Origin of the sequence: Rhodococcus sp. UFZ-B548 (assembly GCF_903819475.1) — a bacterium.
In the GTDB taxonomy this organism is placed as follows: domain Bacteria; phylum Actinomycetota; class Actinomycetes; order Mycobacteriales; family Mycobacteriaceae; genus Rhodococcus_F; species Rhodococcus_F erythropolis.
On the sequence record NZ_CAIJDS010000016.1, the window covers coordinates 44,956 to 61,457 of the forward strand.

Sequence of the window (16,502 nt, forward strand, 5' to 3'; positions counted from 1 at the left end):
GCTCACCTCGAGGAGGACCTGTGCGTCGATTCATACGACGACTCGCCATACCTGTCGCGGCTGTGACGGCTGCCGCCGGACTTCTAGCCCTCGGCACGCCGGCCACTGCTGACGAAGCCCCGCCGACCACCTTCACCGGCACGACCGACAATCTGATCTTCACGAAGAGTGTCATCGGGAACGCGGCAGTTCACCCGGGTGACACCGTCACGTACAAGACCGAGATCAAGCACAACGAAAGCGGCATCGAACGGTCGATCGCAAAGATCCGTGACATCCCGCCCGCAGGATTCGTCCTCGTGCCGGGCAGCGCCAAGGCCACCTACCTGGGTGTGACCAACCGGGCGACGATCAGCAACGAATCAGATGGCGGAGTCTCAGCGAAGTGCTCGAGCGGCTGCACCTTCCTCGTCGGTGGATTCGTCGTCAAGAAGAACCAACCCGTCACGCTCGAAGCGACCTACACGGTCCCTGTCGGCACAGCGTTCGGGACGTACGACAGCGGCATGCTCTTCGACGTCAACGCCTTCAGCACGCAGCAGGGCCTCAACCCGATCAACGTCAACGTCCAGGTCGTCGACCCGTCTGTCGCCACCGGAACCACTCTGGTTGCACCGGCAACGGCGAAGGTCGGCACGCCGGTCGACCTGACCGCGACGGTTGCGCCGTCCGACGCGAGCGGCACCGTCCAGTTCAAGGACGGCGGCAACGACATCGGCGCACCCGTCCCGGTCTCGGGCGGTAGCGCCACCCTCTCCCACACCTTCGACAGCGTCGGCGCCCACGACATCACCGCCGCGTACAACGCCGGTCCGGGATTCCACAGCTCGACCTCCGGAGTCCAGACCGTCGACGTCTCCGCGGACACCACCACCACGATCTCGGCTCCGAACGCAGCATTGGTCGGTGACAGCATCACCGTGAGCGCCGTCGTCACTCCGGCCAACGCCGTGGGCACGGTGCAGTTCAAGGACGGCGACACCAACCTCGGCGCACCGGTGGCCGTGGTCGACGGAACGGCTTCCCTGACCCGCAGCTACGACGCCTCCGGCACGCACAGCTTCACCGCAGTGTTCACCGGCGAGGCCGGCTACGGCGATTCAGTGTCCACCGCAACCCAACTCGACGTCAGCGATCCCGACTGGGGAACCACCACCACCGTTGTCGAACCGCTCACAGCAGTCGTCGGTGAACCGACCAACCTCTCGGCCACCGTCTCCCCCATCCCGAGCAGCGGAACCGTGACGTTCAAGGTCGACGGCGCCGAGGTCGGTACCGCACCCGTCGGCACGGGTGACGGCGTCGCGATCCTCCCGCACACCTTCGCATCAGCCGGTGCCGCAGCCGTAGTTGCCGAGTTCTCCGGCGGAACCGGATTCATCGGCTCCACGTCCACATCGTTCACGGTGAACGTGACCGATCCCGAGCCCGCCCGCGCGGACACCACGACAGTTCTGACTGTCAGCGGCTCCGCTCAGGTCGGAAAGGCATTGCAACTCAAGGCCACCGTTGCACCCGGAACAGCAAACGGAATGGTCCAGTTCAAGTCCGGCACGACGCCCATCGGCGCACCCGTTGCCGTCGTCAACGGCGTCGCGACGCTCACGCACACCTTCGACGACGAGGGAACGTTCGGCCTCACTGGCAACTTCGTCGGCGACGCCGGCTGGAAGAACTCCGTCTCCGGCCCGACGGTCGTGCAGGTCGGCACCGCACCGACAGACGGCGGCGGCACCGGAAGCGTGGACACCGGTTCACTCAGCGGCCTCATCCCGCTCTTCGGAAGCTAGTCCCCCACATCAGCTTTGGACACCACTCCCGTACCCAGCTCAGGAGAATCCATGTTCGTGTACTCCAGACGTCGCATCGCGGCGCCGATCGCCGCCACGGCACTCGCCAGTGGCGTCATCCTCGCGGGAATCCCCGCATCAGCGGCCCCGGTGACAACAACTTTCGGAACGAGTTGCCTCGCAACCCCGTCCGCCGTCGCCGGTCCGACCACGCAGTCCCAGTCCGGTTCGGTCATCGTCGACGCACCGGAGAGCGTCGGAGCGGGTGAGACCTTCGAGGTCACCATCCAACCCGGTCCCATCGCCTTCCCCGGATCGGCTTCGGGGGCGACCGTCCAGAACGTCTCCCGCATCAAGGTCGACGTCGACGTTCCCGCGAACGCCACCCTGGTGGAAGCCACCATCGTTCCCGGAACTTCGGCAGGGCTCAGCGGTGTCGCGCCGAACATCCTGCGCGTCAACGAGAACGGCAACGTCGATCCCAACGGAACGATTCTGCGCCTCTCCGGAAACAACCAGGTCATCGGAAACAGCCCCAGCTCGAGCATCAACTCCGAGGGCGGCATCGTCGTCAAGGCGACCGGCAAGAACGTCGACGGTTCCAACAATGCCGACGGCTACACCCAGTTCCAACTCCCCCAGGTCAAGGCAGTTCTCAAGGCCGGCGATTCAGGGGACGTCGCGATGAAGGTACGCACCGGCGGCAGCGCGGGAGCGTGGAACAACGATCGCAACTTCCTCACGTTCCTCCCCAAGGCCACCCTGGTCATCACCGCCTGGGCACCCACACGATGCACCCCGCGTGACGCCGAGAACGGTCCGCTCAACAGCGGCGCAGGCCCCCTCGCCACGACACGGATCATCGAGGCGGACAAGGCAACCACCACCACTGTCGTCGGACCGGCCAACGCCAAGAACGGAACTCCTGTCACTCTGTCGGCCAACGTGAGCGGCGGCGCAAACGGTGGAACCGTCCAGTTCTTCGACGGCGACAACCCCCTCGGCGACGCGGTGCCGGTCACCGGAGGGTCGGCAAGCATCTCCCCGACCTTCACCGAGGACGGACCGCACTCCATCACCGCGAGCTACAGCGGTGCACCCGGATTCCTGGCGTCGACGTCGGCGTCGGCCAAGATCGTGACCGTCACGACCGATGCGCCGCCTGACTCCGTGACCACTACCGCAACGGTTTCGCCGTCTACCGCGAAGGTCGGTCAGGACGTCAACCTCACCGCCAAGGTCGATCCGCAGGGCACCGGCGGCACCGTCGACTTCATCGTCGACGGCACCGAAACGCTGACTGCCACGGTCGGAACAGACGGAGTTGCCATCGCTCCGTACACCTTCACCTCGACAGGAACGCACAAGGTTGTCGCGAAGTTCACGGGTTCACCAGGATTCGCGCCGTCCGCTGCCCCGGCATTCCCGGTCAGTGTCACGACTCCGGCTCCCGCTGACGTCGAGACGTCCACGGTTCTCGACGCCGTCGGAACTGTTCAGAAGAACACCCCGGTGACACTCAAGGCAACGGTCGATCCGGCCGGTGCCACGGGCAAGGTCCAGTTCAAGGTCGGTGACACCCTCATCGGTGGACCGGTCGACGTGGTCAACGGTGTCGCAACGGTACCGGCCACCTTCTACAACTCCGGGACCTACAGTGTCACTGCCGAATTCGTGGGTGCTTCGGGCTACACGTCCTCGGCCTCCGCGCCGCAGACCCTGACCGTCCCCGGTGATACCGACGGCGGACCCGGTGGCGGAACCGGCAGCCTCGACCTCGGCACCCTCTTCGGGTCGCTGGGCGGCTGACAAGGTGGGCTGACGATCTGAAACTGCAAAAGGGGCGTGCCGTCGAATCCTCGACGACACGCCCCTTTTCGGTTCGCGGTGAACTATCCGGCAGCAGGCTCCGCCGGAACAGCCGTAGCCGTCTTGCCGCCGGTGATCTTCACGATCGGCAGAACCAGCGCTGCCGGAGCCGACGCCGGCACCACGGGCGACTTGGGTGCAATCGGAGCCAAACGCTCGTAGCCGCTGCCCTGGGCGGGACGCAGGTCCGTCTCCCCCTTGTTCGGCCACAGCGAGGCCGAGCGCTCGGCCTGAGCGGCGATGGTCAGCGACGGATTCACGCCGAGATTGGCCGAGACCGCTGCACCGTCGACGACGCTGAGCGTCGGGTAGCCGTACACGCGGTGGTACGGATCGATGACGCCGTGATCGGAATCCGACGCGATAGCGCAACCGCCCAGGAAGTGCGCGGTCAAAGGAACGTTGAAGATCTCGCCCCACGTGCCGCCTGCGACGCCGTCGATCTTCGCGGCAACTCGACGCGTCGCCTCGTTGCCCTCGGGAATCCACGTCGGATTCGGCTGACCGTGGCCCTGCTTGCTGGTGACCTTGCGTCGACCGAACAGGCCCTTCTTCGTGTACGTGGTGATCGAGTTGTCGAGGTTCTGCATGACCAACGCGATGATCGTGCGCTCGCTCCAGTCCTTGACAGTCAGCATGCGCAGCATCTGGTACGGGTTCTTCGCGACCACACCGAGGAACTTGATCCACCGCGGTGTCGAGCCACCGCCATCCGTCATCAAGGTCTGCAGCAGTCCCATCGCGTTGGAACCCTTGCCGTAGCGGACCGGCTCGATGTGGGTGTCACTGCTCGGGTGGAACGACGACGTGATCGCCACTCCGCGGGTCAGGTCGAGTGCGGGATCGACCTTGTACTTGCCTGCGCCGACGATGGATTCGGAGTTCGTTCGAGTCAGCTCGCCGAGCTTGTCGGAGAGCTTGGGCAGCGCTCCGGTGTCCTTCATGTCGAAGAGCAGATGCTGAGTGCCCCACGTTCCGGCCGCGAGAATCACGTTCGCAGCCGTGTAGGTGCGGCGGTTCTTGCGTCCGAATGCACCGGTTCGCTCGGTGAACACGTCCCACGAACCGTCGCGAGCCTCACGAAGTCCGGACACGGTGGTCATCGGAATGATCTCGGCGCCGGCTGTCTCGGCAAGGCCCAGGTAGTTCTTGAGGAGAGTGTTCTTCGCGCCGTGACGGCAGCCCGTCATGCACTCGCCGCACTCGATGCAACCGGTGCGCTCGGGTCCGACGCCGCCGAAGTACGGGTCCTTCGCCTTCTTGCCCGGCTCACCGAAGTAGACGCCGACGGGCGTCTGGATGAACGTGTCGCCGACGCCCATGTCGTCGGCGACCGACTTCATGATCTCGTCAGCGGGCGTCATGTGCGGATTCTGCACGACGCCGAGCATCTTCTGAGCCTGCTCGTAGTACGGGGTGAGCTCACTTCGCCAGTCGGTGATGTGCGCCCACTGCTTGTCTTGGAAGAACGGCTCCGGTGGCTGGTACAGCGTATTGGCGTAGTTCAACGACCCGCCGCCGACGCCTGCGCCCGCGAGGATGAGGCAGTCGCGCAGCAGATGCACGCGCTGAATGCCGAAGCAACCCAGCTTCGGAGCCCAGAGGAACTTCTTGAGATCCCAGCTGGTCTTCGCGAAATCTTCGTCGGCATACCGTCGGCCGGCTTCGATGACGCCGACCTTGTAGCCCTTCTCCACGAGACGAAGCGCGCTCACGCTTCCGCCGAACCCGGATCCGACGATCAGTACGTCGTAGTCCGTTGCCCGTTGCTTGCCCATCAGGACACCTCCACCGTGAACCGTAGTTACCCGCCAGTATGCACCTATCCCTTGTGACTACCACCACAAGGGGCCCCATAAGCGTAACCGCAAGTATCAGGAACGGAAGAAAGTCCTGCACAACGAACTGTGGCCCCGGTTCACGAAGAACCGGGGCCACAGAAAGGTACAAACTACGCGCGGACCGTCAGTCCGACCTTCTGGAACTCCTTGAGGTCGGAGTACCCGGCCTTGGCCATCGACCGACGAAGACCGCCGACGAAGTTCAGAGAACCGTACGGATCATCCGAAGGACCGCTCAGGACCTGATCCAGGCTCGGACGCTCGCCGTAGGAAACCGGAAGTAGCGCTCCACGCGGAACCGAAGGATGAGCCGCAGCGGACGGCCAGTACCAGCCGCCACCCGGCGCCTCGGCGGACACGGCCAGCGGCGTGCCCAGAACGGCAGCGTCGGCACCGCAGGCGATGGCCTTCGCCAGATCACCCGAAGTTGCGATGTCACCGTCGGCGATGACGTGGACGTAGCGTCCACCCGTCTCGTCGAGGTAGTCGCGCCTGGCTGCTGCAGCATCGGCAATCGCCGTGGCCATCGGAACGCCGATACCCAGGACCTCACCGGTGGTGGTTGCACCCTCGGTGGAGCCGTACCCGACGATGACACCGGCAGCGCCGGTACGCATCAGGTGCAGCGCGGTGCGGTGGTCACTGACCCCACCAGCGACAACCGGAACGTCGAGTTCCGAGATGAACGTCTTGAGGTTCAGCGGTTCCTGCTCGGTGTGCACGACGTGCTCGGCCGAGATGATCGTCCCGTGGACGACCAGCAGGTCGATTCCGGCCTTGATCAGCTCGGGCGTCAGTGCGCGCGCATTCTGCGGACTGACCCGAACGGCAGTGGTGACCCCCGAATCACGGACCTGCGCCACCGCAGCAGCCAGAAGACCCGCCTGCAGCGGTGCCGCGTGCAGCTCCTGCAAGTAGCGGATGGCTGCGTCGACGCCACCGTCCTTCTCGGCGATCTCGACGAGACGCCGGAGCTTCTCCTCGACATCGGGGTGACGGCCCCACAGGCCTTCACCGTTGATGACACCGAGGCCGCCGCGCTTACCCAGCTCGATCGCGAAGGTCGGCGAGACCAACGCGTCGGTGGGATGTGCGAGGACTGGGATGTCGAACCTGTAAGCGTCGAGCTGCCAAGCAGTCGACACCTCCTTCGACGAACGGGTTCGCCGGGAGGGAACGATGTTCACATCGTCCAACTCGTAGGTACGTCGGGCCGTTCGACCCATGCCGATCTCAACGAGGTCGCGCACGCGCGCCCCTTTCTCGTGTACTGGTTGCTAACGAGCGGTGTAGTTGGGTGCTTCGACAGTCATCGTGATGTCGTGCGGATGGCTTTCCTTCAAACCGGCCGCCGTGATCTGGACGAACTGAGCGTTCTGCAGGTGCTCGATCGTCGCCGACCCCGTGTAACCCATGGCAGCGCGCAGACCACCGGTGAGCTGGTGCGTCACCTGGGAAAGCGGGCCACGGAACGGAACACGTCCTTCGATGCCTTCCGGAACCAACTTGTCCTCGGAAAGTACGTCGTCCTGGAAGTACCGGTCCTTGGAGTACGACTTTGCCTCGCCACGCGATTGCATCGCGCCGAGCGAACCCATTCCGCGGTAGCTCTTGAACTGCTTGCCGCCGACCAGGATCAGTTCGCCGGGCGATTCAGCGGTACCGGCCAGGAGCGAACCCAGCATGGCCGTCGACGCACCCGCGGCAAGAGCCTTCGCGATGTCACCGGAGAACTGGAGTCCACCGTCAGCGATGACGGGCACACCCAGAGGCTTGCACGCGGCAACCGCTTCCAGGATGGCCGTGACCTGAGGGGCACCGACACCGGCGATGACGCGGGTGGTGCAGATGGAACCAGGGCCGACTCCGACCTTGACGGCATCGACGCCGGCTTCGACCAGTGCCAGAGCACCCGCGCGCGTAGCGACGTTGCCACCGATGATCTGAACCCGCTCACCCAGTTCACGCTTGAGCTTGGCGATCATGTCGAGAACGTTGGACGAATGACCATGCGCACTGTCCACCACGAGTACGTCCACACCGGCATCGGTGAGCGCCATCGCACGCTGGAAGGCGTCGTCGCCTGCACCGACCGCAGCGCCGACGAGCAGTCGACCGTCACGGTCCTTGGTAGCGTCCGGATGCTGCTCGGTCTTGACGAAGTCCTTGACCGTGATCAGACCGGTGAGCTTGCCGTTGCCGTCGACGATCGGCAGCTTCTCGATCTTGTGCCGACGAAGAAGGCCCAGTGCCACGTCTGCGGTGACGCCTTCCTGAGCGGTGATCAGCGGCATCTTGGTCATGATCTCGACGACCGGACGATTCTGGTCGACCTCGAACCGCATGTCACGGTTCGTGACGATGCCGACCAACTGGCCGGCGTCGTCGGTGACCGGCAGACCCGAGATGCGGAAGCGAGCGCACTTCGCGTCGACCTCACCCATCGTGTCGGTCGGCTTACACGTGACGGGATCGGTCACCATGCCGGCCTCGGAGCGCTTGACGGTCTCGACCTGTCCTGCCTGAACCTCGACGGACGAGTTACGGTGCAGAACACCCATGCCGCCGGCGCGTGCCATCGCAATTGCCATGCGCGACTCGGTGACGGTGTCCATCGCAGAACTGACCAACGGAATCCGCAGACGGATGTCGCGGGTCAGTTGACTGGACGTGTCGACCTGGCTCGGGATGACGTCGGACGCAGCAGGCAACAGCAGCACGTCGTCGTAAGTCAGTCCCAGCATTGCGACCTTGTTGGGGTCGTCTCCTCCGGTGTGTACATGTCCTGCAGAACTACTCATGCGGTCAGGACCCTCCATGGACCTAGATTCGCCCAGGGCGACCGCTGTAGCAGCCGCCTCGAAACGGATTACGAAAGCTGGATATCGGATAGAAGGCGCCTGCACGGAAAGAAATTCCTGGCACCTTTTCCCGGCGTTGCACACCATGGTATCGGCTCACTCAAAGGTCCGAACCATCCCACCCACGCTGCGGGTACGCGTAACAAGTGGCGCTGACCCCCCTGACCTGCGTACCGTGGTGCTGTGCGTGATCAACTGCCCCCCGGTCTGCCGCCAGATCCCTTCGCCGGCGACCCAGCTGACCCCTCCGCGGCTCTCGATGCCATCGAGCCGGGTCAACCACTCGACCCCCACGAACGCCAAGCGGTCGAGGAGGATCTCGCTGACCTCGCCGTCTACGAGGCGCTCCTCGCTCACCGCGGCATCCGCGGTCTCGTAGTGTGCTGCGAGGACTGCCAACAAGATCACTACCACGACTGGGACATGCTGCGCGCAAACCTGCTGCAGCTCCTCGTGGACGGAACCGTCCGCCCCCACGAGCCTGCCTACGACCCGATGCCTGAGGCATATGTCACGTGGGACTACTGCCGTGGATACGCCGACGCGTCGATGAACGAGGCAATGCACGGCGACGGTTTCGACAGCTGAGCGAAACCCCACCAAGTTCATACGAAAGTGGCCGACAAGCAATTGCTTGTCGGCCACTTTCGTATGACTTCAGATCGGAACGATGCCGATCAGGGTGGGGGTGACGAGAAATCACCGGACGGCGACGAGGCAGGCGCCAGAGACGTCGTTGTTGTGGTGGTGGTCGTTGTCGTCGTGGTTGTCGTCGGCAACGAGGTCGGAGGTGTCGAGGAAGCCGACGTCGGCGGCAATTGCAGCTGTACACCCGGATCCGGTTTGGTCGAACTTGTCGGTTCGCCAGGTCCCTGAGGATTGAGCGGTTTGACCGAGGAGCCCGGAATTGCCGTGATCGAAGTGGTCGGGCCGGCCGGCTGACCACTCGTCGGCGGCGGCGCTACGGGTGACGTGGTCTCCTGGACCTGCGTCATCAACTTGCCCCAACGCTCGACGAGATCCGTCTTGTCCTGCGAGTCCTTGACCGCATCGGCACGGTGAGCTGCGTTGTCCAGCACCATCTTTGCCGCGGGAATGTCCCCGGCGGCCAACAGACGCTCGGCCTTTTCCAGCTCGGATGTCGTGTCGATCTTCGCGACCGTCGAGTTGGCCTCGTCGGCGAAGACGACCTGCTTGACGCCCCAGAGGGCATCGCCGGGCTGGGCGTCGTACGCCATCGCTGTGGCACCACCGAAGACCACTGCTGCAACAGCTGCTGCGGCGGCGATCGGGCGGACCACACGCAATCGGGAACGGGAACGTGAACGCTGACGATCGGAGAAGCCGGACGGCGTCGCTGTGATTGCAGCGATGACATCGTCCAACAACGGACCCTCGGGCATCGGAGTCGCAACGACATCGTCACGCCATTGCGAGAGAATCAACGCAAGTTCGTACTGTTCGGTGCTATCGGTTGCTACCGGCCCGCCACTCGAAATGGACTCGATCAGCGCATCGTCACGCCGAACCGCAGCCAAGTCCACTGGCGTACCGTCGTCGGCGAGATCACCGAGATTCGAAGCGTCACGCCCCTCGTCTCTAGCCAAAGCTCTCACCTGCTTTCGTTACTTCTTTTTTCAGTTTCGCGATCGCCCTGTGCTGAGCGACTCGTACAGCTCCGGCGGTACTACCGACGGCGACGGCCGTTTCCTCGGCCGACATCCCGACCACCAGGCGAAGTATCAAGATTTCTCGATGCTTCTCCGGAAGTGTGCCGAGAAGTTCATGCATCTGTCTGCTGGACTCCGAATCGAGTGCTCGCTGTTCGGGACCATCATCCAGTGCTATTACATCCGGTACTTCGGAAACGGGCTCCGACTTGTTACGGGCGGAACTTCGATGTGCGTCCGCAACCTTGTGCGCGGCAATTCCGTACACAAAGGCCATGAACGGGCGTCCCTGGTCCTGATAACGCGGCAGCGCGGTCATCACGGCCAGACACACTTCCTGCGCGACGTCGTCAGCGGACAGGTGTCCCCGCTCGGCCGCACCCACTCGACCGCGGCAGTAGCGCACCACCATCGGTCGGATGTTCTCCAGAACCAAAGCTAGAGCTGTACGGTCGCCCTGCGCAGCAGCGGCGACCGCGGTGTCCAACTCATCGCTCGTATTTGTCATCGTCAGCGAAAATCCTGGCGTTACAGTGGCACCTCCCGAGCGGGTGTGCTCCCGCTCTCAGCGGAACCCTCTAAGAGTAACCATCCGGACCGGCTGGTCTCCGCATGCCCGCCCAGCAGTCGCGATATCGAAACAGCCCTGTGGGAATCGTTCGCGAGAGACTTCGGGTGGATCGATTACGACAAAGGTAGGAGTGATCCACCGCGCATCGCAATCAGATCGCCGATCTCACGGGCACTCGGCGAGGTCCCCCCGCCGCTCACGCCCTCGATCAGCAGCGACGACGCCCAGGCCAGGGGCAGCAGGCCGTATTGCTGACACCTCGCAAGCACATCCGTTGCCAACTTCACGGCAGCGCTTGGATCCGTTCCGGTCAGCGCGGCGCTGCGCAGTAGATCCGACTTCACGCGGTGCCGGACGGACTCCGATTTCCCCGACAATTCGACGGCGCGTTCTGCGTGTCTGCGGGCGCGCGCGAAGTCACCTCCCGCCAGCGCCAGTTCCGCCGAGACCCATTCGATCCGAATTTCCTGCCGCCACAGCCCGCCCTCGCCGCCCAGACGGGTCCGACACTCCCCCAGCAGGCGCCAGCCGAGCGGGAGCCGGCCACAACCGAGGGCGTCCGCGGCCAGACCGGTCAGAGCGTCACAGGCAGCCTCTGGATCGACTGGCAGACCGCCGACGATCGCCAGTGCGCGCCCGTCCCAGGTCGACGCGAGTGCATGACGTCCACTCTGGCGAAGAAACGACGCCCTCGTGCTGGCAGACAGAGAGGCAAGAACTCGATCCGAGTGCGTCGAGGACCCCGTCGTGAGCCGATCGAGGACATCCAATGCTGCCCGCGCCCTGGCGTAGTGCCCCTGACCACCCAGAATTACTGCCGTTGTCCACCAATCCCGGGTAGAGCAAGGCGCCGGGAGACGGTCAAGGTCCGGATCCGCACCGAATGCGGCGGATTCGAGAGTCCCGGGACGGCCAGGTGACTCAGTGAACGAAGGCGATTCAGGGGGCTCAGGTGTCGACACAGGTAGATCATCGCAGCAGCGCCAACAGACAAGCGCCTGACCGACGCCGTTTGCCGCATGGGAAGACGAAAAGGCAAGTTTGTCGGAGTTAATCAGATATTCAACTGAGATTTGCCGAATGTACTCGTAATGATATTTAACGGGCATATATCCGTGACGTTAACTGCGCATTACTTATTGGACGGATGTCCTAGTTGAAACTTGGGCACTAAGTCCCGAAATGGAGTACGACCCTGCCCGCGCAATATCGGACAAATGCCGCAAACCGAGCCGGCGGGCCGAGTGTTTTCGCCGGGCGATCAGCAGCAAACATATCCCTGATCTGTGGGTTTCGCATCTCGAGCAGCCAGGCTTGCCTGCCACCACCTCGATCGACCCGATTTCAACATCGGCGCAGCACAACGCATGAGAGACCCGAAATGTAAATATATACTTCGTTAACTCTCGCATTTCGATATATGCCGATCGCCACTGAACGAGCCTATTGACGCGATTTACTCAGCACCCTTACGGTTAGCAAGCGTGAACGATTCAGAAGGCCCGGATAACCTCCGGGCAACTTGGTCCGCTCGTTGATCAACGCGAGCTTGCAGTAAGGAGTCAACATGCCTGCACCGAATCACCTTCCAGGCCCCAACGCAGACATCTGGGACTGGCAGATGCACGGTCTGTGCCGCGGAGTCGACTCCTCCATGTTCTTCCATCCCGATGGCGAACGCGGTAGAGCACGTGCCCAGCGCGAAACCCGCGCAAAAGAGATGTGCCGTCAGTGCCCGGTACTGATGCAGTGCCGCAGCCACGCGCTGACCGTCGCCGAGCCGTACGGCATCTGGGGAGGAATGTCGGAAACCGAACGTGAACTACATGCGCGCCACCGTCGCACCACCCGCATAGCTTCCTGATACACGTAGGTCGAGCGCACAAGGCCCCCGAGAGTTTTCGGGGGCTTTTGCTTGTGTACCCCAGCTCCTGAAAAGAATTTCCGACTCCGACCCATCCTGTCGACAACCGACTCCGAATGCCTTCTGACAGTGCACCTCAGCACATCCCTTCAGGAAGGCAGACCCATGAACACCTCTACTCGAGTTCTGGCAGTCACCGCAGCAGCCTCTTTCGCCGTCTTCGGCGTCGTCGGTTGCTCCTCCGACGACAACGATTCGTCGACCGACACGTCCAGCGCCGCCATGACGTCTTCTGCCATGGGATCGAGCATGTCTCCCAGCAGCGCGATGGCGGAGCCTGCTTCTGATCTGGTCGGTGCCGGTTGTGCCGACTATGCAGCCGCAGTGCCGAGCGGCGCCGGATCGGTCAGTGGAATGGCCCAGGATCCGGTTGCCACAGCGGCATCCAACAATCCTTTGCTCACCACCTTGACCGCGGCAGTCTCCGGCCAGCTCAACCCGGACGTCAACCTGGTCGACACTCTCAACGGCGGCGAGTTCACCGTCTTCGCGCCGATCGACTCGGCATTCGCCAAGATCGACCCCGCGACGATCGACAGCCTCAAGACGGACAGCGCCACGCTGACCAAGATCCTCACCTACCACGTGGTTCCCGGCCAGATCGCTCCTGACGCGATCGACGGAACGCACCCCACCGCCGAGGGCGGAACGGTCACCGTCACCGGATCCGGTGACAACATCAAGGTCAACGACGCAACTGTCGTCTGCGGTGGAGTCAAGACCGCAAACGCCACCGTCTACCTCATCGATTCGGTGCTGATGCCGCAGTAGTCCCCACCTGCTGTGCGCCTTTATTAACCCCCCGCGGTTAATAAAGGCGCACAGCGGCCAACGGCGGGCCGAGAGAAAAGAACCGGACATGCACGCTACGGTTGTACGCGATGAAGCGAGACAACTCTTCGTGAGCGAGCCAGACCATGCGTCGGATGCGGCCGACGCATGCCCGACGGACAATTCTGCGGCCCGCACCGCGCGAATCGTGGAATCACGCGAGCTGGCAGTGATCCTCGCGAACGTGGCCGGTGGCGACCAGAGCGCCTTTGCCGAGTTCTACGACCGAACCAGCTCCCGTGTCTACGGCATGGTTCTCCGTGTACTCCGTGATCCAGGCTTCTCCGAGGAAGCGGTCCAAGAGGTCTACCTCCAAGCCTGGAAATCGGCCGACAGCTTCGATCCTGCCAAGGGGTCCGCACTCTCCTGGCTTCTGACGCTTGCCCACCGCCGCGCGGTGGATCGCGTGCGCTCCGAACAGTCGAGTTCGGATCGACAGGCTCTCTACGACACCACCAATGCCACTCCCGAGTTCGACGTCGTCAGCGACGAAGTGACACGAAGAGACGAGCATCGTGCTGTCACCGACTGTCTCGAAACGCTGACGGACACTCAGCGCCAATCGGTGACTCTCGCCTATTACGGCGGCCGAACGTACCGCGAGGTGGCCGAAGATCTCGGCGTGGCGATTCCCACGATCAAGTCGCGAATTCGCGACGGACTACTGCGCCTACGTGGATGTTTGGGGGTGATGTGAGATGGACGAAGAGCTGATCGACTACGCGTACGCCTACGCGATCGATGCGTTGGACCTCGACGAGCGCCGTGAGGTCGACAGACGACTTGCCGCTTCGGACTCCGCGACCCGCGCCGAATTCGACGCCCAGGTCCGACTCACCTCCGAAACCATGGCCGCGATGACCGTCGTCGACGCCGTCGAGCCCCCGCCGTCACTGCGCAGCAGCGTCCTCGCCTCGATCGCAGAACAGACCGCGGCTCCCAACGCCCCGGTTTCGCTGGCCGAGCGTCGTAACCGTCGACGCCCGTGGACCATGGCACTTGCGGCGGCCGCCGCAGTCGCAATCCTGGTCGGCGGCATCGGAATCGGACGCACGCTGTCCGACAACACGCCGCCGCAGAACCCCGCATCCGAAATCATGGCAGCACCCGACGTTCATGCCACGACGCGTGACATTCCGGGCGGCGGTAGTGCCACGACGCTGTTCTCGCCCTCCGAAGACGCCGCAGTCCTCGTGATGAACGATGTGACTCCCCCGAGTCCGGATACCGTCTACCAGATGTGGCTGGTGCCGGGCGACACCGACGACACCACGATGATCCCGATGGGGACGATGGCTCCGAGCGACGTCAAACCCACTACCCAGGTGGTGCTCGACGGCATCGGCCCGAACACGAAGTTGGCGTTCACGGTCGAACCGCCCGGCGGATCGCAGCAGCCCACCAGCGAGCCGTTCGCAACGATACCGCTCATCTGATCCCCAGACGAAAGAAGAGATCCCCCACCGGAATCCGGTGGGGGATCTCTTCTTTGTCGAAACTACGAGCAGCGAGCTAGTGGCTGTGACCGTGTCCGGTGTCGGCAACTGCCTCGGTCGGCTTCTCGACGACAGCGCTCTCGGTCGTGAGGATCATGCGCGCGACGGAAGCGGCGTTGACCACTGCCGAGCGAGTGACCTTGACCGGGTCGACGACGCCGTCGGCAAGCAGGTTGCCGTAGGTGAGGGTGGCAGCGTTGAAGCCTTCGCCCTTGGTCATCTCGGCGACCTTGCTGACAACGACGGATCCGTCGATGCCTGCGTTGCTGGAGATCCAGAACAACGGAGCGTTGAGGGCTTCACGGACCACGGCAACGCCGGTGGCCTCGTCACCCGACAGGCCGAGGTTCCCGATCAGAGCCGTACCGGCCTGAACGAGAGCCGATCCGCCACCGGGGACGATGCCCTCGGCAACTGCTGCCTTGGCTGCGTTGACCGCATCCTCGACGCGGAACTTGCGTTCCTTGAGATCGGTTTCGGTGGCTGCGCCGACCTTGATGACGGCCACGCCGCCGGACAGCTTCGCCAGACGCTCTTCGAGCTTCTCGCGGTCCCAATCCGAATCGGTGTTCTCGATCTCGCGACGCAACTGCGCGACGCGGGTCGCGATGTCGTCAGCGGTGCCGGCACCGTCGACGATGACCGTCTCGTCCTTGGTGACGACAACGCGGCGAGCGCTGCCGAGCAGGTCGAGGCCGGCTTCCTTCAGGGAGAGGCCGACGTCGGTGTTGATGACGGTGCCTGCCGTGACGACTGCGAGGTCGTCGAGGAATGCCTTGCGACGATCACCGAAGAACGGCGCCTTGACGGCGACGGCCTTGATGGTCTTGCGGATGGAGTTGACCACCAGGGTGGAGAGAACTTCACCCTCGACGTCCTCGGCGATGATCAAGAGCGGCTTGCCGGATTCGGCAACCTTCTCGAGCAGCGGCAGGAAGTCGGGAAGTGAGCTGATCTTCTCGCGGAAGAGCAGGATCAACGCATCTTCGTAGACGGCCTTCTGCGCATCGATGTCGGTGACGAAGTAGGGCGAGAGGTAGCCCTTGTCGAACTGAACGCCTTCGGTGACAACGAGTTCGGTTGCAACGGTGGAGGATTCCTCGACCGTCACGACGCCGTCGGTTCCGACACGGGTGAGTGCCTCGCCGACGAGCTTGCCGATCTCTTCGTCACGCGAGGAGACGGTGGCGACCTGGGCGATCGACTTCTCGCCCTCGACCGGGGTGGCCGCGGCGAGCAGTTCCTCGACGACCTTGTCGGCTGCGGCGTTGATGCCGACGCCGAGCGCCATCGGGTTCGCGCCCGCTGCGATGTTCTTGAGTCCGCCGCGGACGATGGCCTGGGCCAGAACGGTCGCGGTGGTGGTGCCGTCGCCGGCAACATCGTTGGTCTTGGTGGCGACGCTCTTGACGAGCTGTGCGCCGAGGTTCTCGAAGGGATCTTCGAGCTCGATCTCACGGGCGATGCTCACACCGTCGTTGGTGACGGTGGGGCCGCCGAATGCCTTGGCGAGCACGACGTGGCGTCCACGCGGGCCCAAGGTCACCTTGACGGCGTCGGCAAGCTTGTCGACTCCGGCTTCGAGAGCGCGGCGTGCGGTCTCGTTGAACGCAATTTGCTTGGACATCTGTTCTGTCAGCTCCTGAATC

14 protein-coding genes are annotated in these 16,502 nt (G+C 63.7%); 7 read left to right on the forward strand and 7 right to left on the reverse strand.

Features of this window, described 5'->3' with window-relative positions; translation table 11 throughout:
* The first annotated feature begins 20 nt into the window (after nucleotides 1–20).
* Nucleotides 21–1,790 (forward strand): Ig-like domain-containing protein, encoded by a 1,770-nt coding sequence (locus tag H7C86_RS15800; RefSeq protein ID WP_060938812.1) that lies wholly within the window; start codon nucleotides 21–23, stop codon nucleotides 1,788–1,790.
* Nucleotides 1,791–1,841: 51 nt separating this feature from the next.
* Nucleotides 1,842–3,599, forward strand: a complete 1,758-nt coding sequence (locus tag H7C86_RS15805) for an Ig-like domain-containing protein (RefSeq protein WP_019747591.1) — start codon at nucleotides 1,842–1,844, stop codon at nucleotides 3,597–3,599.
* A gap of 83 nt (nucleotides 3,600–3,682) precedes the next feature.
* Here the strand turns inward: H7C86_RS15805 and H7C86_RS15810 are convergent, their stop codons facing one another.
* The 3 genes from H7C86_RS15810 to guaB all read right to left on the reverse strand — a co-directional run bounded on the left by H7C86_RS15810 (nucleotide 3,683) and on the right by guaB (nucleotide 8,301).
* Complete coding sequence (locus H7C86_RS15810) at nucleotides 3,683–5,437, reverse strand: GMC oxidoreductase (RefSeq protein ID WP_020906934.1); 1,755 nt, start codon at nucleotides 5,435–5,437, stop codon at nucleotides 3,683–3,685.
* 173 nt (nucleotides 5,438–5,610) lie between these two features.
* Nucleotides 5,611–6,750 carry a GuaB3 family IMP dehydrogenase-related protein gene (locus tag H7C86_RS15815; protein ID WP_003940976.1) on the reverse strand — a complete coding sequence of 380 codons (1,140 nt, stop codon included), beginning with the start codon at nucleotides 6,748–6,750 and terminating at the stop codon, nucleotides 5,611–5,613.
* Nucleotides 6,751–6,777: 27 nt separating this feature from the next.
* Nucleotides 6,778–8,301 (reverse strand): IMP dehydrogenase, encoded by a 1,524-nt coding sequence (gene guaB, locus H7C86_RS15820; protein WP_020723641.1) that lies wholly within the window; start codon nucleotides 8,299–8,301, stop codon nucleotides 6,778–6,780.
* A 243-nt stretch (nucleotides 8,302–8,544) separates the two neighbouring features.
* Between guaB and H7C86_RS15825 the strand changes: the two genes are divergently transcribed.
* Nucleotides 8,545–8,949 (forward strand): DUF5319 domain-containing protein, encoded by a 405-nt coding sequence (locus H7C86_RS15825; RefSeq protein ID WP_003940777.1) that lies wholly within the window; start codon nucleotides 8,545–8,547, stop codon nucleotides 8,947–8,949.
* 89 nt (nucleotides 8,950–9,038) lie between these two features.
* Here the strand turns inward: H7C86_RS15825 and H7C86_RS15830 are convergent, their stop codons facing one another.
* From H7C86_RS15830 to H7C86_RS15840, 3 genes are all read right to left on the reverse strand, one after another.
* Nucleotides 9,039–9,977, reverse strand: coding sequence for an anti-sigma-D factor RsdA (locus H7C86_RS15830; protein ID WP_372461239.1), 939 nt, complete (start codon nucleotides 9,975–9,977; stop codon nucleotides 9,039–9,041).
* Nucleotides 9,961–10,539, reverse strand: a complete 579-nt coding sequence (locus tag H7C86_RS15835; RefSeq protein WP_003940953.1) for a sigma-70 family RNA polymerase sigma factor — start codon at nucleotides 10,537–10,539, stop codon at nucleotides 9,961–9,963. Before H7C86_RS15835 ends, H7C86_RS15830 begins: the two co-directional genes overlap by 17 nt.
* Nucleotides 10,540–10,715: 176 nt before the next feature.
* The gene (locus H7C86_RS15840; protein WP_182261824.1) at nucleotides 10,716–11,414 is read right to left on the reverse strand and encodes a hypothetical protein; all 699 of its coding nucleotides are present in this window, start codon (nucleotides 11,412–11,414) and stop codon (nucleotides 10,716–10,718) included.
* A 755-nt stretch (nucleotides 11,415–12,169) separates the two neighbouring features.
* Here H7C86_RS15840 and H7C86_RS15845 point away from each other — a divergent pair.
* The 4 genes from H7C86_RS15845 (at nucleotide 12,170) to H7C86_RS15860 (ending at nucleotide 14,793) form a co-directional block, all read left to right on the forward strand.
* On the forward strand, nucleotides 12,170–12,466 hold the full coding sequence (locus H7C86_RS15845) for a WhiB family transcriptional regulator (RefSeq protein ID WP_003940939.1): 297 nt from the start codon (nucleotides 12,170–12,172) through the stop codon (nucleotides 12,464–12,466).
* A gap of 165 nt (nucleotides 12,467–12,631) precedes the next feature.
* Nucleotides 12,632–13,297, forward strand: coding sequence for a fasciclin domain-containing protein (locus H7C86_RS15850; protein WP_007728616.1), 666 nt, complete (start codon nucleotides 12,632–12,634; stop codon nucleotides 13,295–13,297).
* Between the two features lie 88 nt (nucleotides 13,298–13,385).
* Nucleotides 13,386–14,054 (forward strand): sigma-70 family RNA polymerase sigma factor, encoded by a 669-nt coding sequence (locus H7C86_RS15855; RefSeq protein ID WP_019747585.1) that lies wholly within the window; start codon nucleotides 13,386–13,388, stop codon nucleotides 14,052–14,054.
* Nucleotide 14,055: 1 nt separating this feature from the next.
* Complete coding sequence (locus tag H7C86_RS15860) at nucleotides 14,056–14,793, forward strand: anti-sigma factor domain-containing protein (protein ID WP_019747584.1); 738 nt, start codon at nucleotides 14,056–14,058, stop codon at nucleotides 14,791–14,793.
* A 76-nt stretch (nucleotides 14,794–14,869) separates the two neighbouring features.
* On the opposite strand, the gene groL is transcribed toward H7C86_RS15860, so the two are convergent.
* Nucleotides 14,870–16,480 (reverse strand): chaperonin GroEL, encoded by a 1,611-nt coding sequence (gene groL / locus H7C86_RS15865; RefSeq protein ID WP_019747583.1) that lies wholly within the window; start codon nucleotides 16,478–16,480, stop codon nucleotides 14,870–14,872.
* Nucleotides 16,481–16,502 lie beyond the last annotated feature (22 nt).

What these genes read in the sequence shown, in the direction of transcription:
- H7C86_RS15810 (WP_020906934.1), bottom strand. Translation starts at nt 5,437, where the DNA reads ATGGGCAAGCAACGGGCAACGGACTACGACGTACTGATCGTCGGATCC.
- H7C86_RS15850 (WP_007728616.1), top strand. Translation starts at nt 12,632, where the DNA reads ATGAACACCTCTACTCGAGTTCTGGCAGTCACCGCAGCAGCCTCTTTC.
- H7C86_RS15860 (WP_019747584.1), top strand. Translation starts at nt 14,056, where the DNA reads ATGGACGAAGAGCTGATCGACTACGCGTACGCCTACGCGATCGATGCG.
- H7C86_RS15805 (WP_019747591.1), top strand. Translation starts at nt 1,842, where the DNA reads ATGTTCGTGTACTCCAGACGTCGCATCGCGGCGCCGATCGCCGCCACG.
- H7C86_RS15845 (WP_003940939.1), top strand. Translation starts at nt 12,170, where the DNA reads ATGCCTGCACCGAATCACCTTCCAGGCCCCAACGCAGACATCTGGGAC.
- H7C86_RS15835 (WP_003940953.1), bottom strand. Translation starts at nt 10,539, where the DNA reads ATGACAAATACGAGCGATGAGTTGGACACCGCGGTCGCCGCTGCTGCG.
- groL (WP_019747583.1), bottom strand. Translation starts at nt 16,480, where the DNA reads ATGTCCAAGCAAATTGCGTTCAACGAGACCGCACGCCGCGCTCTCGAA.
- H7C86_RS15855 (WP_019747585.1), top strand. Translation starts at nt 13,386, where the DNA reads ATGCACGCTACGGTTGTACGCGATGAAGCGAGACAACTCTTCGTGAGC.
- guaB (WP_020723641.1), bottom strand. Translation starts at nt 8,301, where the DNA reads ATGAGTAGTTCTGCAGGACATGTACACACCGGAGGAGACGACCCCAAC.